General features: G+C 69.5%; 23 protein-coding genes and 1 tRNA gene. 4 read left to right on the top strand and 20 right to left on the bottom strand.

Annotation, left to right across the window (positions count from 1 at the left end; genetic code table 11):
* From ACFSNB_RS14740 to ACFSNB_RS14730, 3 genes are all read left to right on the top strand, one after another.
* A partial coding sequence (locus ACFSNB_RS14740) for a response regulator (protein ID WP_377317893.1) occupies window positions 1–517 on the top strand: 517 nt, incomplete at its 5' end.
* 162 nt (window positions 518–679) lie between these two features.
* Entirely contained in the window at window positions 680–1,447 is a 768-nt protein-coding gene (locus ACFSNB_RS14735; protein ID WP_377317891.1) for a protein phosphatase CheZ, read from the top strand.
* A 7-nt stretch (window positions 1,448–1,454) separates the two neighbouring features.
* On the top strand, window positions 1,455–3,275 hold the full coding sequence (locus ACFSNB_RS14730) for a tetratricopeptide repeat protein (protein WP_377317889.1): 1,821 nt from the start codon (window positions 1,455–1,457) through the stop codon (window positions 3,273–3,275).
* A 162-nt stretch (window positions 3,276–3,437) separates the two neighbouring features.
* Here ACFSNB_RS14730 and ACFSNB_RS14725 read toward each other — a convergent pair whose 3' ends face one another.
* The 20 genes from ACFSNB_RS14725 to ACFSNB_RS14630 all read right to left on the bottom strand — a co-directional run bounded on the left by ACFSNB_RS14725 (window position 3,438) and on the right by ACFSNB_RS14630 (window position 22,220).
* Window positions 3,438–5,099: a ribonuclease J gene (locus tag ACFSNB_RS14725; RefSeq protein WP_377317887.1), complete on the bottom strand. Its 1,662-nt coding sequence runs from the start codon at window positions 5,097–5,099 to the stop codon at window positions 3,438–3,440.
* Complete coding sequence (locus ACFSNB_RS14720) at window positions 5,096–5,878, bottom strand: type III pantothenate kinase (RefSeq protein WP_377317885.1); 783 nt, start codon at window positions 5,876–5,878, stop codon at window positions 5,096–5,098. Before ACFSNB_RS14720 ends, ACFSNB_RS14725 begins: the two co-directional genes overlap by 4 nt.
* Before the next feature lie 139 nt (window positions 5,879–6,017).
* Window positions 6,018–6,788 carry a biotin--[acetyl-CoA-carboxylase] ligase gene (locus ACFSNB_RS14715; RefSeq protein ID WP_377317883.1) on the bottom strand — a complete coding sequence of 257 codons (771 nt, stop codon included), beginning with the start codon at window positions 6,786–6,788 and terminating at the stop codon, window positions 6,018–6,020.
* Window positions 6,785–8,239, bottom strand: coding sequence for an NADH-quinone oxidoreductase subunit NuoN (gene nuoN, locus ACFSNB_RS14710; RefSeq protein WP_377317881.1), 1,455 nt, complete (start codon window positions 8,237–8,239; stop codon window positions 6,785–6,787). The genes ACFSNB_RS14715 and nuoN overlap by 4 nt, the downstream gene beginning before the upstream one ends.
* Before the next feature lie 14 nt (window positions 8,240–8,253).
* Window positions 8,254–9,768: an NADH-quinone oxidoreductase subunit M gene (locus ACFSNB_RS14705; RefSeq protein ID WP_377317879.1), complete on the bottom strand. Its 1,515-nt coding sequence runs from the start codon at window positions 9,766–9,768 to the stop codon at window positions 8,254–8,256.
* 17 nt (window positions 9,769–9,785) lie between these two features.
* Complete coding sequence (nuoL, locus tag ACFSNB_RS14700; protein WP_377317877.1) at window positions 9,786–11,717, bottom strand: NADH-quinone oxidoreductase subunit L; 1,932 nt, start codon at window positions 11,715–11,717, stop codon at window positions 9,786–9,788.
* A 6-nt stretch (window positions 11,718–11,723) separates the two neighbouring features.
* The gene (gene nuoK, locus ACFSNB_RS14695; protein ID WP_465264569.1) at window positions 11,724–12,032 is read right to left on the bottom strand and encodes an NADH-quinone oxidoreductase subunit NuoK; all 309 of its coding nucleotides are present in this window, start codon (window positions 12,030–12,032) and stop codon (window positions 11,724–11,726) included.
* 7 nt (window positions 12,033–12,039) lie between these two features.
* Window positions 12,040–12,648 (bottom strand): NADH-quinone oxidoreductase subunit J, encoded by a 609-nt coding sequence (locus ACFSNB_RS14690; protein ID WP_377317873.1) that lies wholly within the window; start codon window positions 12,646–12,648, stop codon window positions 12,040–12,042.
* Between the two features lie 17 nt (window positions 12,649–12,665).
* Window positions 12,666–13,154, bottom strand: coding sequence for an NADH-quinone oxidoreductase subunit NuoI (nuoI, locus tag ACFSNB_RS14685; protein WP_377317871.1), 489 nt, complete (start codon window positions 13,152–13,154; stop codon window positions 12,666–12,668).
* A 13-nt stretch (window positions 13,155–13,167) separates the two neighbouring features.
* Window positions 13,168–14,187 (bottom strand): NADH-quinone oxidoreductase subunit NuoH, encoded by a 1,020-nt coding sequence (gene nuoH / locus ACFSNB_RS14680; RefSeq protein WP_377317869.1) that lies wholly within the window; start codon window positions 14,185–14,187, stop codon window positions 13,168–13,170.
* Entirely contained in the window at window positions 14,180–16,249 is a 2,070-nt protein-coding gene (gene nuoG, locus ACFSNB_RS14675) for an NADH-quinone oxidoreductase subunit NuoG (protein ID WP_377317867.1), read from the bottom strand. The genes nuoH and nuoG overlap by 8 nt, the downstream gene beginning before the upstream one ends.
* Before the next feature lie 16 nt (window positions 16,250–16,265).
* Entirely contained in the window at window positions 16,266–17,552 is a 1,287-nt protein-coding gene (gene nuoF / locus ACFSNB_RS14670) for an NADH-quinone oxidoreductase subunit NuoF (RefSeq protein ID WP_377317865.1), read from the bottom strand.
* A complete protein-coding gene (locus ACFSNB_RS14665) occupies window positions 17,552–18,163 on the bottom strand; it encodes a complex I 24 kDa subunit family protein (protein WP_377317863.1) in 612 nt (203 codons plus the stop codon). Before ACFSNB_RS14665 ends, nuoF begins: the two co-directional genes overlap by 1 nt.
* A complete protein-coding gene (locus tag ACFSNB_RS14660; RefSeq protein WP_377317899.1) occupies window positions 18,160–19,341 on the bottom strand; it encodes an NADH-quinone oxidoreductase subunit D in 1,182 nt (393 codons plus the stop codon). Before ACFSNB_RS14660 ends, ACFSNB_RS14665 begins: the two co-directional genes overlap by 4 nt.
* Before the next feature lie 5 nt (window positions 19,342–19,346).
* Window positions 19,347–19,955 carry an NADH-quinone oxidoreductase subunit C gene (locus ACFSNB_RS14655; RefSeq protein WP_377317861.1) on the bottom strand — a complete coding sequence of 203 codons (609 nt, stop codon included), beginning with the start codon at window positions 19,953–19,955 and terminating at the stop codon, window positions 19,347–19,349.
* A gap of 29 nt (window positions 19,956–19,984) precedes the next feature.
* On the bottom strand, window positions 19,985–20,548 hold the full coding sequence (locus ACFSNB_RS14650) for a NuoB/complex I 20 kDa subunit family protein (RefSeq protein ID WP_377317859.1): 564 nt from the start codon (window positions 20,546–20,548) through the stop codon (window positions 19,985–19,987).
* Window positions 20,545–20,910, bottom strand: a complete 366-nt coding sequence (locus ACFSNB_RS14645) for an NADH-quinone oxidoreductase subunit A (RefSeq protein ID WP_377317897.1) — start codon at window positions 20,908–20,910, stop codon at window positions 20,545–20,547. The genes ACFSNB_RS14650 and ACFSNB_RS14645 overlap by 4 nt, the downstream gene beginning before the upstream one ends.
* 118 nt (window positions 20,911–21,028) lie before the next feature.
* Window positions 21,029–21,105, bottom strand: a tRNA-Asp gene (locus tag ACFSNB_RS14640).
* A 335-nt stretch (window positions 21,106–21,440) separates the two neighbouring features.
* Window positions 21,441–21,890: an RrF2 family transcriptional regulator gene (locus ACFSNB_RS14635; protein ID WP_377317895.1), complete on the bottom strand. Its 450-nt coding sequence runs from the start codon at window positions 21,888–21,890 to the stop codon at window positions 21,441–21,443.
* A 120-nt stretch (window positions 21,891–22,010) separates the two neighbouring features.
* Window positions 22,011–22,220 (bottom strand): hypothetical protein, encoded by a 210-nt coding sequence (locus ACFSNB_RS14630; protein WP_377317857.1) that lies wholly within the window; start codon window positions 22,218–22,220, stop codon window positions 22,011–22,013.
* Window positions 22,221–22,380: 160 nt separating this feature from the next.
* On the opposite strand from ACFSNB_RS14630, the gene ACFSNB_RS14625 reads away from it, so the two are divergent.
* Complete coding sequence (locus tag ACFSNB_RS14625; protein WP_377317855.1) at window positions 22,381–22,713, top strand: hypothetical protein; 333 nt, start codon at window positions 22,381–22,383, stop codon at window positions 22,711–22,713.
* Window positions 22,714–22,719: the final 6 nt, after the last annotated feature.

Here is a 22,719-nt window from a genome sequence, read left to right as displayed (position 1 = left end):
CCCGGGCGGCCGCCGCAGCGGCGAACCCGGCGGCGACGGGAGCGCGGCCGAGGCCGGCAGCGACGACGGCGCCAGCGCCGACCCGCCGCCACCGGCCCGCCCCCGCCTCGACGAGGACGCCGCCGGGGCCGACCTGACCGGCAGCGGCACCATCCTGCTGGTCGAGGACGAGGACGCGGTGCGGACCTTCGGGGCGCGGGCGCTGCGCAACAAGGGCTACAGCGTGATCGAGGCCCGCTCGGGCGAGCAGGCGATCGAACTGCTGCGCGGGCCGCAGCCGGTCGATCTGCTGATCTCCGACGTGGTGATGCCGGGGATGGACGGGGTCACCCTGGCCGGGCTGGTGCGGATCGAGCGTCCCAGCGTCAGGGTGGTGCTGATTTCCGGCTATTCCGAGGACGTCGCCCGCGACGGCATCGCCCCCGATGCCGGCTTCGCCTTCCTGCCCAAGCCGTTCTCGCTGGCCCAGCTCGCCCTCACCGTCAAGCAGACCCTGGCCGAGGGCGAGGGGCGATGAGGAGCGGCCGGTGCCATCAACATTTCGCACCCCCCCCGTTGACGAAGCGGGTCGGCGATCACATCATCAAGGCAGACAACCGCGGGACCCGCGGCCGCACCGCGGTGTGCCGGCAACCGGCCCCCTCCCCCCTGGCGGCGAGAGGACGTGATAATTCCCATGATGACTGAACGCAGACTGTTCACAGCCGAGATCAAACGGCTTCAGCAGCAGGGAACCCCGGACACGACGCCGGCCGCGCCGGGCGAACTGATCAAGGCGTTGCGCGAACTGCGCGGCGACATCAAGGGGCTCGAGGCGCTGATCCGCCAGGGCGAGGTGCCGTTGCCCGCCGCCGCCCCGGCGGTGGCCGCCGCCGCGCCGCGACCGGCCCCGGCCGAGGAGCCGCTGCCGACCAAGGGCGCCGAAGTGTCGATGCTGAAGACCGAGCTGCGCGCGCTGGCGGTCTGCATCGAGCACACCAAGGCCGAGATCGCCGCGCTGCGCCCGCAGGACGCCGACGAGGACCGCCTGATCGCGGTGACCTTCGAGCTTGACGCCATCGTCACCGCCACCGAGCGCGCCACCGAGCAGATCCTCGAGGCGGCCGAAAAGATCGAGGCGATCGGCCACGAGATCCAGTCCCACGCCCCCGACGCCTACGTCAAGCGGCTGGTGGACGACATCACCGACACCATCAGCACCATCTTCGAGGCCTGCAACTTCCAGGACATTACCGGCCAGCGCATCACCAAGGTGGTCAAGACCCTCAAATACATCGAGGCCCGCATCAACGCGATGATCGAAATCTGGGGCCCCGAGAACATCGCCGAGGTCTCGCCCAAGATCTTCGAAGAGCATCATCACGACGAGGACGCCAAGTTGCTCAACGGCCCGCAGCTTGAAAACAAGGGCATCAGCCAGGACGAGATCGACAAGCTGTTCGGCTGAACCGCCGATGAGTCCGTTCCAGCAGGCGATCGCCTGCAACGCCGAGGGCCGGCTGGAGCCGGCCGAGGCGCTGTGCCGGGCCCAGCTCGCCCTCGACCCCGCTCACCGCGACGCCCGCCACCTGCTGGCGCTGGTGCTGTGCCGCCAGGGCCGTTACGCCGAGGGCGCCGCCCTGCTTGAGGCCCTGCTGGCCGACGACCCGGACAATCCCCGCCTGCTGCTTGCTCTCGGCGACGCCCGCCACGAGGCCGGCGACCCGGTCGCCGCCGCCGCCGCCTTCGCCCGGCTGGCCGCCCTCTGCCCGACCGACCCCGCCATTCCCAACCGCCTCGGCGTCTCGCTGCTGGCCGCCGGACGCGGCGCGGCGGCGGTCGAGGCCTTCCGCCGCACCCTCGCCCTCGCCCCCGGCCACGTCCAGGCCTGGTTCAATCTCGGCACCGCGTTGCAGGCCGAGGACGATCCCGCCGCCGCGATCGAGGCCTTCCGCCACGCCGTGACCCTGGCCCCCGACCATGCCGAGGCCTGGCTCAATCTCGGTGGCGCCCTGCTCGGGCTGGAGCGCGAATCCGAGGCGCTGGCCTCATTCGACCGGGCGCTGGCGCTGCGGCCGGACTGGCTGGAGGCCGCCACCAACCGGGGCGTCGCCCTGGAGCGGCTCGGCCGGCTGGAGGAAGCGGCGGCGGTGCAGGAAAGCCTCGCCCGCCGCCATCCCGACCGGCCCGAACCGCTGGCCAATCTCGGCACCGCACTGCACCGGCTGGGGCGGATCGAACCGGCGCTGGCGGCGACCCGCGCCGCCGCCGCGCTGGCCCCCGACGACGCGGCGATCGCCGCCAACCTCGCCTTGCTCCAGAACTGGGCCGGCGACGACGCCGCCGCCGCCGCCGGCTTCGTCCGCGCCCTGGCCCTCGCCCCCGACCATCCCTCGATCCATTACAATTATGCCCAGCTGCTGCTGCGGCGGGGCGATTTCGCCGCCGGCTGGGCCGAGTACGAATGGCGCTGGCGCGGCGCGGTGCCCGGCCTGTCGGCGCGGTGCCTGCCGATGCCACGCTGGCGGGGGGAAAAGCTGGCCGGGCGCACCCTGCTGGTCCATGCCGAGCAGGGTCTGGGCGACACCCTGCACTTCGTCCGCTTCCTGCCCCGCCTCGCCGCGATCGCCGGCGGCCGGGTGGTGCTGGAGGCCCAGGCGCCGCTGCTGCCGCTGCTGCGCGCCTTGCCCGGCCTCGACGCGGTGATCGCCGCCGGCGAACCCCTGCCCGCCTGCGACTGCCACCTGCCGCTGCTGAGCCTGCCCGACGCCCTCGGCTTGACCCGCCCGGAGCAGTTGGGAATGGGGGCGCCCTATCTGGCACCGCCGCCGGAGCGGCTGGCGGCGTGGCGCAACCGCCTGCCGCCCGGCCGGCGCATCGGGCTGGTGTGGGCCGGCAACCCGCGCCACAAGACCGACCATCTGCGCTCGCTCGATCCGGCGCTGCTGCTGGAGCGGCTCGGCCCGGCCTTGCCCGCCGTGCCGCTCAGCCTGCAAAAGGAGGGCGCGGTGCCGCCGGGAATGATCCCGCTCGGGCCCGACCTCACGGATTTCGGCGATACCGCCGCCGTGCTGGCCGGGCTCGACCTGCTGATCAGCGTCGATACCGCGATCGTCCACCTTGCCGGCGCGCTCGGCCGCCCGGCCTGGCTGCTGCTGCCGTTCCATCCCGACTGGCGCTGGCAACGCAACCGCGCCGATTGCCTGTGGTATCCCTCGCTCCGGCTGTTCCGCCAGCCCGCCCCCGGCGACTGGGCCGGCGCGCTCGATCAGGTCGCGGCGGCGCTGGCGCGCTGACGCGGGCTCCGCCCGCACCCGCCAAGGGCCGAAGGCCCTTGGATCCCCCTGGGGGAGTGCGCCCCAGACGCCCGAGCCCAAGCTGACAGGCCGTTCCGCACCCGACCATCGATGGGATCCAAGGGCCTTGCGGCCCTTGGCGGGGGCGGGCGGAGCCCGCTTTTACACCCGGACCAGATGGACCTCGGTGATCGGCTTCTTGCCGTGGCTGTCGCGCAGCGAGCGGCGGACGGCGAGGCGGGCGGCCTCGCGCACCACCCCATCGTCGCGGCGGGCGCGGAGGGGGGTCGCCTCGATCGCGGCCACCACCGCCTCGACCACCGCCTCGTGTTCCTCGGCGGCGTGGGCGGCGTCGAGCAGGCCGAGCGCGGTCAGTTGCGGCCGGCCGAGCAGGCGGCCGGCGCCGTCCAGCACCACCGTCACCACCGCCGAGCCGTTGAACACCATCCGGCGGCGATTGCGCAGGATCTCGCTGTCGGTCGGCACCAGCCGGGGGCCGTCGAGGCACAGCCGGCCGGTGGGGACCTGATCGATCACCTCGGCCGGGCCGGGGGCGAGGCGCAGCAGGGCGCCGTCGCTCAGCTCCAGCGCCTGTTCGGCGCCGAGTTCGCGGGCAAGGCGGGCATGATGCTGCTGGTGGCGGGCCTCGCCATGCACCGGCACGGCGATGCGCGGCCGCAGCAGGCGGTACATCTCGGTCACCTCCTCGCGGCCGGGATGGCCGGAGACGTGAACGAAGGCGTCGCGGTCGGTCACCACCTCGACCCCGAGATGGATCAGGTCGTTCTGGAGGCGGAAGATCGCCTTCTCGTTGCCGGGGATGATGCGCGAGGAGAAGATCGCCACATCGCCCTTGCCCAGCACGACGTGGGGATGGTCGCCGGCGGCGATGCGGGCCAGCGCGGCGCGCGGCTCGCCCTGGCTGCCGGTGCAGAGATAGAGCACCTTGTCGTTGGGCAGATAGCCGGCATCGTGCTCGGTGACGAACGGCGGCAGGTCGCGCAGATGGCCGGTGTCGCGCGCGGCACGCTCGATCCGCCACAGCGAGCGGCCGACCAGGGCGACATGGCGGTCATTGGCGGCGGCGGCGACCGCGACGCTTTCCAGCCGGGCGACGTTGGTGGCGAAGCACGACACCGCGATCCGGCCGTGATAGCGGCTGAACAGGCCGATCAGGCTGGCGCGCACCTCGGCCTCGGAGCCGGAATGACCCTGGCTGAGGATGTTGGTCGAATCCCCCACCAGCGCCAGCACGCCGTCGCGGCCGAGCCGGCGCAGCGCCTCGAAATCGGTCGGCGGGCCGACCTGCGGCTCGGGATCGAACTTCCAGTCGCCGGTATGCACCACCGTGCCGGCCGGGGTGTGGATCGCCAGGGCCTGGGCCTCGGGGATCGAATGGGTCACCGGCACCATCTCGACATCGAAGCCGCCGACCTTGAAGCGGCCGCCGGGGGGCACGACATGGACCGGCACGATGTCCTGCAACCCGACCTCGTGCAGCTTGCCCTTCAGCACCGCCGCCGCGAACGGGGTGGCATAGACCGGGCAGCGCAGTTGCGGCCACAGATAGGGCACCGCGCCGAGATGGTCCTCGTGGCCATGGGTCAGCACCAGCCCGGCGAGCCGGTCGCGCCGCGCCGCGATCCAGGCCGGATCCGGCATCACCACGTCGATCATCGGCATCGAATCGTCGCCGAACGACACGCCGCAATCGACCGCCAGCCATTGCCCGCCGCTGCCGTACAGCGACAGGTTCATCCCGATCTCGCCGACACCGCCGAGGGGAAGGAAATAGAGTTCGTCGCCGTTGGGAAAATCGCTCATTTGCAGCAGGGTCCGGCATTGCGGCGGTGGATTTCGAGCAGGCCGCGCAGGGTGAGGTCGGCGTCGAGGGCATCGATCACCGGGCTGGCGTCGGCGAACAGCGGGGCGAGGCCACCGGTGGCCACCACCGTCATCTCGCCGCCGTACTCCTCCTTGATCCGCCGCACCAGCCCCTCGATCAGGCTGATATAGCCCCAGAAAATGCCCGACTGCATCGCCGGCACGGTCGATTTGCCGATCACCTGACGCGGGCGGCCGATCGCGACGCGCGGCAACTGCGCCGCCGCCATGTGCAGCGCCTCCAGCGACAGGTTGATGCCGGGGGCGATCGCGCCGCCGCAGTAATTGCCGCCGGAATCGACCACGTCGAAGGTGGTGGCGGTACCGAAATCGATCACGATCAGCGCGCCCTGGTAGCGCCGGTGCGCCGCCACCGCGTTGACCAGCCGGTCGGCGCCGACCTCTTCCGGCCGGTCGAGCAGGATCGACAGGCCGAGATCGACCCCCTCATCGCCCACCACCCGCGGCTCGCAGCCGAAATAACGGCGACAGAGGGTCTTCAGATTGAACATCATCGCCGGCACCACGCTGGCGATGATCGCCGCGCCGATATCCTCGCGCCGCAGCCCCTCGATGGTGAGAAGCTGGGTCAGCCACACCCCGAGTTCGTCGGCGGTACGCTCGGCATTGGTCGAGGTGCGCCACTCGCCGCGCAGGTGGTCGCCCTCGAACACCGCGAAAACGATGTTGGTATTGCCCGAATCGATGGCCAGCAACATGCTCACAGGCTCCTGGGATCAAATAGCGGGCTGCCGCCCGCACCCGCTTGGGGCGAGGCCCCAAACCCCCTTCATTTTTGAAAAAAAGAGGGGGCGGGGAGCCTGCTCCCCGCGCGGGTCCGGGCGGCAGCCCGGAGCGTCAGCTCCCATATGGGGTCGCCCCCGGAAAAAACACGTCGCCGGCACGGATGCGGGTGATCCCCGCCGCGCCCTGGTCGAGCACCAGCGCCCCGTCGGGATCGAGCGCGACGAACCGCCCGGTCAAAGTCGCCGACTCGAGCCGCGCCGTCGCCGGCCCGCCGAGGCCGAGGGCGCGGGCCAGCCACGCCGCCCGCACCGGGGCGAAGCCGTCCGCCCGCCACGCCGCCAGCAGCGGCGCGAAGACGGCGCAGAAGGCGGCCAGCACCGGCGCCGGGCCCCCGTCCCAGCCGAAATCGGCCAGGGCGCAGGCCGGATGCAGCGTCTCGGCCGGCGGCGGGGCGGCGGCGACATCGACGCCGATCCCGAGGATCACCCAGCCGTCGCCGCCGGTCTCCAGCAGCATCCCCGCCGCCTTGGCGAACGGGGCCGTGCCGCCACGGGGGCGCAGCATCAGATCGTTGGGCCATTTGCAGCGGGCCTCGACCCCGGGCAGCAGGGTCTCGACCGCCTCGGCCAGCGCGGCGACGGCGGCGAAGCCGAGTTCGGCGGCGGCGGCGGGCGGGCCGTCATGGGCCAGCAGCAGCGAGCAATGCAGGTTGCCGGGCGGGCTGACCCACACCCGGCCGCGCCGGCCGCGCCCGGCGCTCTGGCGGGCGGCGGTGATCACCAGCCCGTCGGCGGCGAGGCCGGCCTCGATGCGGCGGCGGGCCTCGTCGTTGGTGCTGTCGACCGCGTCGAGCGCGACCAGGGTGAAGGGCGCGGGGCTCATCCCGCCGGGAACAGAGCGGCGGCGGCGGCCTTGGCCCCGGTCACCAGCGGCGCCGGCAGGAAGGTGAAGCCGAGCACCACCACCCCGCCCAAGCCCATCGCGAAGGCCGGGGCCGGGCCGATCGGGCGGTCGAACGCCTCGACCGGCTCGTCGAAATACATCAGCTTGACGATGCGCAGGTAGTAGAAGGCCGCCACCACGCTGGTCAGCACGCCCAGCACCGCCAGCGGATAGAGCCCGGCCTCGATCGCCGCCATGAAGACGTAGAACTTGCCCCAGAACCCGGCCAGCGGCGGGATCCCGGCCATCGAGAACATCAGCATCGCCATCACGAAGGCCATCGCCGGCTGGGTGCGGGCCAGACCGGCCAGATCCTCGATCCGCTCGACCATCTGGCCCATCCGCCGCATCGACAGGATCACCGCGAACACGCCGATGTTCATGAACAGGTAGATGGCGAGATAGATCAGCACCGCCTGCACGCCGAGCACGCTGCCGGCGGCGAGGCCGACCAGGGCATAGCCGGCATGGCCGATCGAGGAATAGGCCATCAGCCGCTTGATGTTGCGCTGGCCGAGCGCGGCGAAGCCGCCGACCAGCATCGACAGCAGCGCCACCGCGATCACCACCTGCCGCCACTGCTCGACCATGCCGCCGAACGGCTCGACCATCACCCGGGTCAGCAGACAGAGCGCGGCGATCTTGGGCGCCACCGAGAAGAAGGCGGTGACCGGGGTCGGCGCGCCCTCATAGACGTCGGGAGTCCACATGTGGAACGGCGCGGCCGAGATCTTGAAGGCCAGCCCGGCCACCACCAGCACCAGCCCGACCACGATCCCCACCGACGGCGCGCCGCCGGTCTCGCCCAGGCCCCGGGCGAGGCCGAGGAACGAGGTGGTGCCGGCAAAGCCGTACAGCAGCGACACGCCGTAGAGCAGCAGGCCCGAGGCCAGCGCGCCGAGGACGAAATACTTGACCCCGGCCTCGGCCGAACGGGCGCTGTCGCGATGATAGGCCGCCAGCACGTAAAGCGGCAGGCTGCCCAGCTCCAGCCCCATGTAGAGGGTCATGAAGTCGTTGGCCGACACCATCGTCATCAGGCCGAGGGTCGACAGCAGGATCAGCAGCGGGAATTCGAACCGGGCGATCTGCTCGCGTTCGAGGAACGGCAGGGCGATCGCGGTCGACAGGATCGCGCCGACCAGAATCATCTGCTTGGCGAAGGCGGCGAAGCGGTCGGCGACGAACAGGCCGGCGAAGGCGGTCTGACGGTCGGGCCCCAGCGCCCACACCAGCAGCATCGTCATCACCATCGCCATGATCGCCAGGGTGGCCACCGTGCGGGTGCCGTCCTCGTCGCGGCGGAACACCCCCACCAGCACCAGGAGCAGGCCGCTGAGCGCCAGGAACAGCTCCGGCAACACCGGCAGGAGGTCGAGAGTCACGGTCACGTCGCCATCTCCCTCTAGCGTGTCGGCGCCGCCAGGGCGCCCTTGGCCGCCTTGGCGAGTTCATAATTGTCGATCAGCTTGCCCACCGAGGCATGCATCGGGTCGAGGAAGGTGGCCGGATGCACGCCCATCCAGATCACCAGCGCCGCCAGCGGCAAAAACACCAGGATCTCGCGCGCGCCAAGGTCGGGCAGCAGCTTGAGATCCTCATGCACCAGCCGGCCGAAGAACACCCGGCGGTAGAGATAGAGCATGTAGGCGGCGCCCAGCACCACCCCCACCGCCGCCATCCCGGCCACCAGCCGGTTGTCGACGAACACCCCGGTCAGCACCAGGAACTCGCCGACGAAGCCCGAGGTGCCGGGCAACCCGATCGAGGCCAGGGTGAACAGCATGAAGAAGGCGGCATAGCGCGGCATCCGCGCCGCCAGCCCGCCGAACCGGGCGATCTCGCGGGTGTGCAGCCGGTCATACACCACGCCGACGCCGAGGAACAGCGCCCCCGACACCAGACCGTGCGACAGCATCTGCAACAGCGCGCCCTCGACCCCCTGCGGGGTCATCGCGAACAGGCCGAGGGTGACGTAGCCCATATGCGCCACCGAGCTGTAGGCGATCAGCTTCTTGAGGTCGTCCTGCACCAGCGCCACCAGCGAGGTGTAGATCACCGCGATCACCGACAGGGCCTGGATCAGCGGGGTGAAGAACAGCGAGGCGTCGGGCAGCATCGGCAGCGAGAAGCGCAGGAAGCCGTAGGCGCCCATCTTCAGCAGCACGCCGGCCAGGATCACCGAGCCGGCGGTCGGCGCCTCGACGTGGGCGTCGGGCAGCCAGGTGTGGACCGGCCACATCGGCACCTTGACCGCGAACGAGGCGAAGAAGGCCAGCCACAGCCATTTCTGCATCTCGAGCGGGAAGGAATGGGCCATCAGCGACGGGATGTCGGTGGTCTGCGCCTCGAAATACATCGCCAGCATGGCGAGCAGCATCAGCACCGAGCCGAGCAGGGTGTAGAGGAAGAACTTGAACGAGGCATAGACCCGGCGCGGGCCGCCCCACACCCCGATGATGATGAACATCGGGATCAGCACGCCCTCGAAGAACAGGTAGAACAGCACCAGATCGAGGGCGCAGAACATCCCCACCATCATGGTCTCGAGCACGAGGAACGCGACCATGTATTCCTTGACCCGCACCTTGACCGCCTCGAACGAGGACAGGATGCAGAGCGGGGTGAGGAAGGTGGACAGCAGGACGAACCACACCGACACCCCATCGACCCCGAGCGAATAGCTGAGGGTGGTGCCGGGGAACCAGGTGGCGGTCTCCTTGAGCTGGAAGTCGGGCGAGCCGCCGTCGAAGCGGGCCAGCACGAACAGCGACAGCACGAAGGTCGCCAGCGCGGTCAGCAGGGCGACGTGGCGGGCATTGCGCGCCACCACCGCCTCCTCGCCGCGGATGGTGAGCAGGAACAGCGCCCCCACCAGCGGCAGGAAGGTGGTCAGGGTGAGAAGCGGCCAGTCGGTCATCGAACGTCTTCCCCCCGTCAGCGCACGAACAGCAGGTACCAGGTGACGAACCCGGCCACCCCCACCAGCATCACGAAGGCGTAATGCGGCAGATAACCGGTCTCGCTCGCCGCCACGCCCCGCCCGACCCGCAGGCTGGTGGCGGCGATGCCGTCCGGCCCCAGCCCGTCGATCAGGGCGACGTCGCCGCCCTTCCACAATCCACGCCCCAGCCGGAAGGCCGGACGCACCACCATCAGGTCATACAATTCGTCGAAATACCATTTGTTGAGCAGGAAGCGGTAGAGCCCCGGCAGCCGTCCCGCCAGCGCCGCCGGCAGGCCGGGGGCGAAGACATAGAACAGATAGGCCACCGCGATGCCCACCGCCGCCGCCACGGTGGGGGCCAGCGCCACCCAGGAGGGCGCATGGTGGATCAGATCGAGCGCGGGATGGAGGTCGAGCACCAGCAGCGACCGCCCCCAGAAATCATGGCTTTGCGCACCCACGAACCAATCGTAGCCGACCACCCCGGCGAACATCGCGCCGCCGCCCAGGAACAGCAGCGGGATGATCATCACCGCCGGGCTCTCATGGACATGGGCCATCACCTGCTCGTCGGCGCGCGGCCGGCCGTGGAACACCAGCAGCAGCAGCCGCCAGGAATAGAACGCGGTCAGCACCGCCGCCACCAGCCCGACCCAGAAGGCCGACTGGCCGACCAGGGTGCCCGAACTCCACGCCGCCTCGAGGATCACGTCCTTCGAGTAATAGCCGGCGAAGAACGGCAGCCCGGCCAGCGCCAGCGAGCCGATCCACATCAGCGCCCAGGTCACCTTGACGTGCTTCCAGATCCCGCCCATCCGGCGGATGTCCTGCTCGTCGCTCATCGCATGGATCACCGAGCCGGCGGCGAGGAACAGCAGCGCCTTGAAGAAGGCATGGGTCATCAGATGGAAGATCGCCGCCTGATAGGCCGACACCCCGAGGGCGAAGAACATGTAGCCGAGCTGGGAACAGGTCGAATAGGCGATGATCCGCTTGATGTCGTTCTGCACGCAGCCGACGGTGGCGGCGAAGATCGCGGTCGCCGCGCCGACCACCGCCACCACCGCCAGGGCGGCGTCGGACAGTTCGAACAGCGGGCTCATCCGCGCCACCAGGAACACCCCGGCGGTGACCATCGTCGCGGCATGGATCAGGGCCGACACCGGGGTCGGGCCCTCCATCGCGTCGGGCAGCCAGGTGTGCAGCCCGAGCTGGGCCGACTTGCCCATCGCGCCGACGAACAGCAGCAGGCAGCACAGGGTGATCACGTCGATGTGCAGGCCGAGCAGCGACACGCTGACCCCGGTCTTGCCCGGCGCGGCGGCGAAGATCGCGTCGAGATTGACGGTGCCGAACAGCAGGAACAGGCCGAAGATGCCGAGCAGGAAGCCGAAATCGCCGATGCGGTTGACCACGAAGGCCTTGATCGCCGCCGCCGAGGCCGAGGGGCGCTCGTACCAGAAGCCGATCAGCAGGTAGGAGGCCAGCCCGACCCCTTCCCAGCCAAAGAACATCTGCACCAGATTGTCGGCGGTCACCAGCATCAGCATCGCGAAGGTGAACAGCGACAGATAGGACTGGAAGCGGGCGATCGAGCGGTCATGGGCCATGTAGCCGACCGAATAGAGGTGCACCGCCGCCGACACCCAGGTCACCACCACCAGCATCACCGCGGTCAGGGTATCGACCTTCAGCGCCCAGTCGAGCGACAGGCCGCCCGACTGGATCCAGCCGGCCAGCGACACGGTCACGGCATTGCCTTCGAGCGCCACCTGCTCGAACAGCTGGGCGGCCAGCACCGCCGCCGCCACCAGCAGGGAGCAGGTGACGATCTGGGCCCCGCGCGCGCCGATCACGCGGCCGAACAGCCCGGCGATCGCCGAGCCCAGCAGAGGCAGGAAGACGGTGGCGATGACGGTCATCGAGGGCTACCCCTTGAGCTGGCTGATGTCCTCGACCGCGATGGTGCCGCGGCTGCGGAAGAAGACCACGATGATGGCGAGCCCGATCGCCGCCTCGGCGGCGGCGACGGTCAGGACGAACATCGCCAGCACCTGCCCGACCAGATCGTGCAGGGCCGACGAGAACGCCACCAGATTGAGATTGACCGCAAGCAGGATCAACTCGATCGACATCATGATGATGATGACGTTCTTGCGATTGAGGAAGATCCCGACCACGCCCAGGGTGAACAGGATCGCGGCGACGATCAGGTAATGGGCCAGACCGATGTCCATCATCGCCTCACACTCCCCGCCCGGTCGGAACCTTGCGCAGCTCGACCGAGCCGGGTCCCTGGGCGATCTGTTCGGCGATGCGCTGGCGGCGCACCCCGTCGCGGCGGCGGTGAGTCAGCAGGATCGCCCCGATCATCGCCACCAGCAGCACCAGACCGGCGGCCTGGAACAGGTAGACGTAATCGGTGTAGAGCAGCCGCCCCAGCGCCTGGGTATTGGAAACCTGGGCGAGGTCGGGGGTGGGCGCCCGGGTCAGCGCCGCCGCCGCGGGCGCCGGACTCCAGGCGAAGGCCACCGCCACCAGCTCGCCCAGCAGCACCGCCCCCACCAGCCCGCCGAGCGGCAGATACTGGAGGAAGCCGGCGCGCAACTCGGCGAGGTTGACGTCGAGCATCATCACCACGAACAGGAACAGCACCGCCACCGCGCCGACATAGACGATCACCAGCACCATCGCCAGGAATTCGGCGCCGAGCAGCAGGAACAGCCCGGCGGTGTTGAAGAAGCACAGGATCAGCCACAGCACGGAATGGACCGGGTTGCGGGCGGAGACCACCATCACCCCGCTCAGCACCGCCAGCCCGGCAAACAGATAAAAGATCAACGCCGTCGACATTCCGGGTTTCCCCCCCTTCAGCGATAGGGCGCGTCGGCTGACAGACGGAAGGCCAGAGCGGCCTCCCAGCGATCGCCGTTGGCGAGCAGTTTTGCCTTGTTGTACATCAGTTCGGCCCGGGTCTCGGTGGCATATTCGAAGTTGGGGCCCTCGACGATGGCATCGACCGGGCAGGCCTCCTGGCACAGACCGCAATAGATGCATTTGGTCATGTCGATATCGTAGCGCCGGGTGCGGCGCGACCCGTCGGGGCGGGGTTCCGCCTCGATGGTGATCGCCTGGGCCGGACAGACCGCCTCGCACAGCTTGCAGGCGATGCAGCGTTCCTCGCCGTTGGGATAACGGCGCAGGGCGTGCTCGCCGCGGAAGCGGGTGCTGAGATAGCCCTTCTCGTAGGGATAATTGACGGTCACCTTCGGCTTCCACAGGTAGCGGAAGGTCACCGACAGGCCCTGGAGCAGCTCGGTCAGCAGGAAAGCGCGGGCGGTGCGGTCGAGGAACGACATGCTTCGGCTCTCCTTATCCCTGGCCCGGCAGGCGGTCGAGCGCGACCAGCGTGCCGGCGGTCAGCACCAGCCACAGCAGCGAGAAGGGCAGGAACACCTTCCAGCCCAGCCGCATCAGCTGGTCGTAGCGATAGCGCGGGAAGGTGGCGCGGACCCAGACGAAGATGAACATCACCAACGTCACCTTGAGGAAGAACCACACCGGCCCGGGCAGGAAGGTCCAGCCGAACGGCGCCAGCCAGCCACCGAGGAACAGCACGCTGGTCATCGCGCCGACCACCAGCATGTTGATGTATTCGCCCAGATAGAACAGCGCGAACGGCATCGACGAATATTCGACGTTGTAGCCCGACACCAGCTCGGATTCGCATTCGGTCAGGTCGAACGGCGAGCGGTTGGTCTCGGCCAGCCCGGAGGCGACGAACAGCACGAACATCGGCAGATGCGGCAGCACGAACCACATATTCTGCTGGGCGCGGACGATCTCGGACAGGTTGAGCGAGCCGGCGGTCAGCAGCACCGAGACCAGGATCAGCCCGATCGACACCTCGTAGGACACCATCTGCGCCGCCGAGCGCAGCGCGCCGAGGAAGGCGTAGCGCGAATTCGAGGCCCAGCCGGCCATCACGATGCCGTAGATGCCAAGGCTCGACACCGCGAAGATGTAGAGCACGCCGACATTGATGTCGGCCAGCACCCAGCCGTCGTTGAACGGGATCACCGCCCAGGCCACCAGGGCGACGATCAGGGTGATCATCGGCGCGAACAGGTGGATCAGCCGGTTGGAGCGGGCCGGCAGCACCGTCTCCTTGAAGAACAGCTTGATGCCGTCGGCGAAGGGCTGGAACAGGCCGAGCGGCCCGACCACGTTCGGCCCCTTGCGCAGGTGCATCGCCCCGATCACCTTGCGCTCGAAATAGGTCAGGTAGGCCATCACCAGCAGCACCGGCACGAAGATCGCGAGGATCTGCGCGACGATGACGATCAGGTGCCACAAGGTGGGCGGGAGGTGGGCGGCGATCAGGTCAATCATGGCATCCCGCCTCGTGATGGGAGTGGGCGGCGCCGAAGGCCGCGACGCAGGCGGCCATCGTCGGCGAGACCCGGCTGATCGGATCGGTCTGGTAGTAGCACCCCACCGCCGAGGTCAGCGGCAGGTCGGACGGCGCCCCGGCATCGAGGGCGAACGGCGCCCAGGCCGCCACCGGCCGCTCGCCCAGGCGGGCGAAGGTGGGCACCTCGGCGGCCAGCGCGGCACGCAGGCCGCCGAGGTCGTCGTAAGGCAGGGTGTGGCCGAGCGTCTCGGACAGGGCGCGGATGATCCGCCAGTCCTCGCGCGCCTCGCCCGGCGGGAACACCGCGCGGCGGGTGCGCTGGACCCGTCCCTCGGTGTTGACGTAGGTGGCGTCCTTCTCGGTATAGGCGGCGGCGGGCAGGATCACGTCGGCGCGGTGGGCGCCGGCATCGCCGTGGCTGCCGAGATAGATCACGAAGGCGGTGTCCGGGGCCGGCATCGCCAGCTCGTCGGCGCCGAGCAGGAACAGCGCCTCGATCGCGCCGGAAGCCGCCCCGGCCAGGATCGCGGCGCGGTCGCGCCCGCCCGGTCCCGGCACGAAGCCGAGATCGAGCCCGCCGACCCGCGCCGCGGCGGTGTGCAGCAGGTTGAAGCCGTTCCAGCCCTCGCCGACCATCCCGGTGGTCTCGGCGATGCGGCGGGCCAGCGCCAGGATCGCGGCGCCGTCGGGCCGGGCCAGCGCCCCCTGCCCCAGGATCAGCGCCGGACGGGCGGCCTGGGTCAGCACCTGGGCGAAGGGATGGCGGCCGGCGGCGATCTCCGCCAGCGTCGCCGGGCGGTCGCCCAGCCAGTCGCACTCATAGGTCAGGTCGGTGCGCGGGCCGATCGCGGCGACCGGGATCCCCCGGGTCAGCCAGGATTGGCGCAGCCGGGCGTTGAGCACCGGCGCCTCGGTACGGGGATTGCAGCCGATCAGCAGCAGGGCGTCGGCCTCGGCAATGCCGGCCAACCCGCTGTTGAACAGGTAGGCGGCGCGCACGGTCGGATCGAGCGCGGCGCCGTCCTGGCGGCAATCGAGATGGGACGAGCCCAGCGCGGCCAGCAGCTGTTTAAGCGCGAACATCGCCTCGGCGTCGGCCTGATCGCCGGCCAAAGCGGCGATGCGCTCGCCGGGCAGACCGCGCAGTCGCGCCGCCACCGCACCCAGCGCCTCGGGCCAGCTCGCCGCCACCAGTTTGCCGTCCTTGCGGACATAGGGGCGGTCGAGCCGCTGCCGGCTGAGGCCGTCGCAGGCGAAGCGCGAGCGGTCGCCCAGCCATTCCTCGTTGACGTCGTCATTGATCCGGGGCAGCACCCGGACCACCTCGTTGCCGCGCGAATCGATCCGGATCGCGGCGCCGAGCCCGTCCATCGCGTCGATCGAGTCGGTGCGGCGCAGTTCCCACGAGCGGTAGCGGAAGGCGGCCGGCTTGCTGGTCAGGGCGCCGACCGGGCAGAGGTCGATCAGGTTGCCCGACAGTTCCGACGACAGCGTCGCGCCGAGGTCGCGGGTGATCTCGAGATGGCCGCCACGCCCCAGCCCGCCCAGCACCGGCGTCCCCGCGATCTCGGCGGCGAAGCGGATGCAGCGGGTACAGTGGATGCAGCGGGTCATGTGGGTGGCGATCAGCGGGCCGTAATCGACCTCGGGCTGGGCCCGCTTCGGCTCGTCACAGCGGCCGCGATCGGCGCCGTAGGCCATCGCCTCGTCCTGGAGGTCGCATTCACCGCCCTGATCGCAGATCGGGCAATCGAGCGGGTGGTTGACCAGCAGGAATTCCATCACCCCGCGCCGCGCCGCCCGCACCGTCGGGCTGTTGGTGGTGACCACCATCCCCTCGGCCGCCGGCATCGCGCAGGAGGCGACCGGCTTCGGCATCTTCTCGACCTCGACCAGACACATCCGGCAATTGCCGGCGATGGCGAGGCGCTCGTGATAGCAGAAGCGGGGAATCTCGATGCCCAGCCGGTCGGCCGCCTGGAGAATGGTGGTTCCCGGCTCGACGTCGATCTCCCTGCCGTCGATGGTCAGCTTGGGCATGTGGCGTTCCCGTTCCTCAGGCGGCCTCGCCCCGGGACTGGCGCGCGGCGAGGATGCGGCGCTCCAGTTCGGGGCGGAAGGCGCGAATCAAGCCCTGGATCGGCCAGGCGGCGGCGTCACCCAGGGCGCAGATGGTGTGTCCCTCGATCTGGCGGGTCAGCTGTTCGAGGCGGTCGATCTCCTCGATTTCGGCCTCGCCCCGGACCATCCGGTCCATGATGCGGGCCAGCCAGCCGGTGCCTTCGCGGCAGGGGGTGCATTGGCCGCAGCTCTCATGGGCGTAGAAGCGCGACAGCCGGGCGATGGCGCGGACCACGTCGGTCGATTTGTCCATCACGATCACCGCCGCCGTGCCGAGCCCGGAGCGGGCCTCGCGCAGGCTGTCGAAATCCATCAGCACGCTGTCGCAGGTCTCGCGGGTCAGCAGCGGGGTCGAGGAACCGCCGGGGATCACCGCCAGCAGATTGTCCCAACCGCCGCGCACCCCGCCGGCATGCCGCTCGATCAGCTCGCGCAGCGGGATGCCCATCTCCTCCTCGACGTTGCAGGGCCGCTCGACATGGCCGGAGATGCAGAACACCTTGGTGCCGCTGTTCTTCGGCCGGCCCAGCCCGGCGAACCACGCCCCGCCGCGCCGCAGGATGGTCGGGGCCACCGCGATCGATTCGACGTTGTTGACGGTGGTCGGACAGCCATAGAGCCCGACCCCGGCCGGAAACGGCGGCTTGAGGCGCGGCTGGCCCTTCTTGCCCTCCAGGCTTTCGATCAGGGCGGATTCCTCGCCGCAGATGTAGGCGCCGGCGCCGCGATGGACATACAGCTCGAACGGCCAGCCCGAACCGCAGGCGTCGGGCCCGAGCAGCCCGGCGGCGCGGGCCTCGTCGATCGCCGCCTGGAGATGCTCGGCCTCGCGCACGAACTCGCCGCGCACATAGACGTAGCCGGCATGGGCGCCGATGGCGAAGCCGGCGATCAGCGCCCCCTCGACCAGCTTGTGCGGCTCGTGGCGGAGGATGTCGCGGTCCTTGCAGGTGCCGGGCTCGCCCTCGTCGGCGTTGATGACGAGGTAATGCGGCCGGGGCCCCTCGGTCTTCGGCATGAACGACCATTTGACCCCGGTGGGGAAGCCGGCGCCGCCGCGTCCGCGCAGGCCGGAGGCCTTCATCTCCTCGATCAGCCAGTCGCGGCCCTTGGCCAGCAGGGCGCGGGTGCCGTCCCAGTCGCCGCGCGACCGCGCCCCGGCGAGGCGCCAGTCGGCGAAGCCGTACAGGTTGGTGAAGATGCGGTCGCGATCGTGCAGCATCACGCCCCCTTGCCGGTCAGGGTGGTCGGACCGCCGGCCGGGCAGGAGCCCTGCCGCCCGCTCTGCGAGCCGGGGCGCGGGGTCTCGCCCCGGCGCAGCGCCTCGAGCACCGCCTTGGTGCTGGCGGGATCGAGATCCTCGTAATAATCGTCGCCGATCTGCATCATCGGCGCGTTGACGCAGGCGCCGAGGCATTCGACCTCGCTCAGGGTGAACAGCCCGTCGGCGCTGGTCTCGCCAAAGCCGATCCCCAGCGCCTCGCGCGCCGCCGCGACGATGTCGTCGCTGCCGCGCAGCAGGCAGGGCAGATTGGTGCAGATCTGGACGTGATGCCGCCCGACCGGACGGCGGTTGTACATGGTGTAGAAGGTGGCAACCTCCTCGACCTGGATCGGCGCCATGCCGAGCCGGGCGGCCACCGCCTCGATCACCCCCCGGCTGACCCAGCCGAGCTGGCGCTGGGCGAGGTCGAGCAGCCCCATCACCGCGCTCTGGCGGTGGGCGGCGGGGTAGCGGGCCAGCAGGGCCTCGGCGCGGGCCTCGTTCTCCGCGTCGAAGGCGAAGGGGGCACGGTCGGCGGCCGGATTGGCGGCGGGGGCGGAAGCGCTCATCGGTCGATCTCGCCGAAAACAATGTCGATGGAGCCGATATTGGCGACCACGTCGGCCAGCATGTGCCCCTTCGACATCATGTCGAGGGCCTGGAGATGGGGGAAGCCGGGCGAACGGATCTTGCAGCGATAGGGCCGGCCGCTGCCGTCGGCGATCAGATAGACCGCGAACTCGCCCTTGGGGGCCTCGACCGCGGCATAGACCTCGCCCGCCGGCACCCGCACCCCTTCGGTGAACAGCTTGAAATGATGGATCAGTGCTTCCATCGAACGCTTCATCTCGGCGCGCGGCGGCGGCGTCACCTTGCGGTCATCGACCCGCACCGGCCCGCCCGGCATCCGCGCCAGACACTGGCGGATGATCTTGACGCTCTCGCGCATCTCGAGGATGCGGACCAGATAGCGGTCGTAGCAATCGCCGTTACTGCCGACCGGAATGTCGAAATCGAGGTCGGCATAGATCTCGTAGGGCTGGGCCTTGCGCAGGTCCCATGCCACGCCGGAGGCGCGCAGGTTGGGGCCGGTGAAGCCCCAGTCGAGCGCCTGTTCCGGGCTGACCACGCCGATGCCGACGGTGCGCTGCTTGAAGATGCGGTTGTCGGTGACCAGGCCCTCGATGTCGTCGAGCACGGCGGGGAAGGTCTCGGTCCAGGCGCCGATGTCGTCGAGCAGATCCTGCGGCAGGTCCATCGCCACCCCGCCGGGGCGGAAGTAATTGGCGTGGAGCCGCGCCCCGCAGGCGCGCTCGTAGAATTCCATCAGCTTGTCGCGTTCCTCGAACCCCCACAGCATCGGGGTCATCCCGCCGACATCGAAGATGTAGGTGCAGATGTTGAGCAGGTGATTGAGGACGCGGCCGATCTCGCAATAAAGGGTGCGGATGGTCTGGGCCCGCGGCGGCAGGGTGACGCCCAGCAGCTTCTCCGTCGCCAGGACGAAGGCATGCTCCTGATTCATCGTGCCGATGTAATCGAGCCGGTCGAAATAGGGCACCGCCTGGAGGTAGGTCTTGTGCTCGATCAGCTTCTCGGTGCCGCGATGGAGCAGGCCGATATGCGGATCGGCGCGCTCGACCACCTCGCCCGACATTTCGAGGATCAGGCGCAGCACGCCGTGCGCGGCCGGATGCTGCGGGCCGAAATTGAGCGAATAGCTCTCGATCAACCGGGTCTCGGCCATCGTGCTCACGCCTCCTTCCCGGCCTTCTCGTCACCGGGCAGCGGGCCGGGGCCCTCCCACGGCGACTGGAAATCGAACCGGCGGAAATCCTGCACCAGCTTGACCGGTTCGTACACCACCCGCTTCTGCTCGTCGTCGTAGCGCATCTCGACATGACCGGACAGCGGGAAATCCTTGCGCAGCGGATGGCCCTCGAACCCGTAATCGGTCAGGATCCGGCGCAGGTCGGGATGGCCCGCGAACGGGATGCCGAACAGGTCCCACACCTCGCGCTCGAACCAGCCGGCGGCGCTGAACAACCCGGTGGCCGACGGCACCGGCTGGTCGTCGTCGGTGGCGACCTTCACCCGCACCCTTTGATTGTGCTTGAGCGACAGCAGATGGTAGACCACGTCGAAGCGCGGCTCGCGCCCCGGCCAGTCCACCCCGCAGACATCGACCAGCTGCTTGAACAGACAGGCGGGATCGTCGCGCAGATGGGCCAGCACGGCCAGCAGCCCGGCCGGCGCCACCTCGAGGGTCAGTTCGCCGACGCGGTTGACCTCGGCCCGGCGCACCTCCTGCGGCAGGGCCGCGGCGATGGTCTCGCCCAGATCCTTCAGCGCTTGCGTCATGGTTCGGCCGTCCTTCACGGGTGAGCGGGCTAGCGGGTGATCGACCGGGTGCGCCGGATCTTCTTCTGCAACTGAAGGATGCCATACATCAGCGCCTCGGCGGTGGGCGGACAGCCGGGGACATAGATGTCGACCGGAATGATCCGGTCGCAGCCCCGCACCACCGAGTAGCTGTAATGGTAGTAGCCGCCGCCATTGGCGCAGGAGCCCATCGAGATCACCCAGCGCGGCTCGGCCATCTGGTCGTAGACCCGCCGCAGCGCCGGGGCCATCTTGTTGGTCAGGGTGCCGGCGACGATCATCACGTCGGCCTGACGCGGGGTCGGGCGGAACACCACCCCGAACCGGTCCATGTCGTAGCGCGAACAGGCGGCGTGCATCATCTCGATCGCGCAGCAGGCCAGCCCGAAGGTCAGCGGCCACAGGCTGCCGGTGCGGGCCCAGGCGGCCAGATCATCGACCTTGGCCAGCACGTAGCCGCGATTGGAAATCTCGTCCGCCACCTGCCCGAGCACCGCGTCCTGGGCCGGGCCGGGCGGCAACGGCCGGCCGGGGGCGAAGCCGGACGGGGCCGGCGGGGCGTCTCCGCTCATTCCCATTCGAGGGCTCCCTTGCGCCATTCGTAGATGAAGCCGACGGTCAGCACGGCGAGGAACACCATCATCGACCAGAAACCGTAGAGGCCGATCTTGCCCAGCGTCACCGCCCAGGGGAACAGGAAGGCGACCTCGAGATCGAAGATGATGAACAGGATCGACACCAGATAGAAGCGGACGTCGAACCGGCCGCGGGCATCGCCGAACGGGGCGAAGCCGCATTCGTAGGGCGCGGCCTTCTCGGCATCGGGCTTCTGCCGGGCCACCAGCCAGGACCCGCCCACCGCCAGACCGGCGATCGCCGTGGCGATACAGAAGAAGACGAGGATCGGCAGATATTCGACCAGCCAACCTTCCATCATTGCTGCCTCGGCCCCTGGTTGCTTCCTTGCGACGCCCGCCCGGCGCGACCGTTCGCCACCCTACCGGCGGGACCCGTTCGGGCGGCGGGGCGCCGCGCGACGGGGCAGGGCCGGGTGGCGGGAGTGACGGGGCTCGAACCCGCGACCTCCGGCGTGACAGGCCGGCGCTCTAACCAACTGAGCTACACCCCCTGCGTCTCGGTCTCCGGCGTGGGGAGAGTCGGTCTAATACAGTGGTTACGGACTGTCAAGCAAACAAGCCGTCCGCCTGGACAATTTCACCACAACCTTCGTGACAAATACCTATACCCAGAAAAAGGCCTTTGCCCCACACCCAACAGCGAAAGATATCAGGCGGACTATGCTTCACCACACGGGTAATATAATAAATATCGTCCCAATCGACAACAATTTGCTCTCAATTAAATTTTAATAACTGCCCCGGGTAGGGGCCATGGCGACAGCGCGCCGGCCCGGCGCCACCCCAACGGGGACGCCGTTGCCTTGCCGCGACCTACCCGAACGGGTCAGATGTCGTACATCAGCACCGGTTCGGTCCGGCCGCGCCGCCGCGCCATATCGACCAGACTGGTATTGTCGACGATCGCCGCGATCGCGTCGCGCACGTCCTGCATCACCCCGCGCACCGCGCAACTCGCCTCGTCGAGGCAGTCGGTACAGGGGCGGTAGGCGGTGCGGGAGACACAGGGCACCGGCGCCAAGGGCCCGTCGAGGATGCGGATCACCTCGCCGGCCATGATCCGCTCGGCCGGACGGGCCAGCACATAGCCGCCGCCCTTGCCCTTCTTGCTCGACAGCAGGCCGTGGTTCTTCAGCTCGAGCAGGATGGTGTCGAGGAATTTCTTGGGAATCCGCTCGGCCTCGGCCACCTCGGCGATCAGGACCGGTCCCTGCCCCTGGCGTTCGGCCAGATGGACCATCGCCTTCAATCCGTATTTCGCCTTGCTCGACAGCATCACCACACCCAATTGATAGGGCATAACAAGAAGCGATCGGGACCATCGCTGTCAATGGCCGATTCGCGCAAACGCTCTCCCCCGCCGCGCCGGACGGAGGAGAGGTGGCGTTCCCCCGGATCACGGTTTGGCGGACTTGTTCCAAGGGCAATATTCCTTGCGGGCGACCGGCTGGCCCAGTGTGCCGTCGGCGCCGGCCTCCTGATAGAAGGCGACCGAGCCGTCCTTCAGGCAGACCGGGTCGCCCAGGCTGCCGAACGGCTGGAAGCGTCCGTCGGTACATCCGGCGAGCGCCGCCACCGCCGCCAGGGCCACCAAAGATTTCAGCATCTGCGTCCTCCCCACGACCATTGCGGATGATGGTATGATGGGGATTGAACGGATCGGTTTCCACCCATGCCCTCGGCCTAGGAAACAGCGCTGGGCGGGTCGGCCGCCGCATGGTAAATCATCCCCGCCCCCGACCGGAATCCCAAGCCCCCGCCCCGCGATGACCAGCCCCGCCCGCCGCCACCTCTTCCGCCCTGCCCTGCCGCCGGCCCTGGCCGCGCTGGCCGTGTTGGCCGCACTGGCCGGCTGCGCCGAGGTCACCCGGTTCGAACGCAGCGACGGCGGCACGATCTATCACGTCCGCTGCCGGGATTCGCTGGCCTGGCTGGAAAACTGCCGCGACGCGGCGCGGCGGGTCTGCCCCGACGGCTATGCCCCGGCCGACGTCAGCCTGCGCCTCGGCACCGACCAGGAACGCCACGCCGTGCCCCATCCGCACGAGAGCTTCTTCGTCTGCACCGGCCCGACCCCGCCGCCCGCGCCGGGCTGGTGAGCGGCA

Source organism: Phaeospirillum tilakii, assembly GCF_042683125.1.
GTDB classification, from domain to species: Bacteria; Pseudomonadota; Alphaproteobacteria; order Rhodospirillales; family Magnetospirillaceae; genus Phaeospirillum; species Phaeospirillum tilakii.
The sequence above is the reverse complement of the archived record's forward strand: the minus strand, read 5'-3'. Positions and strand labels throughout refer to the sequence as shown.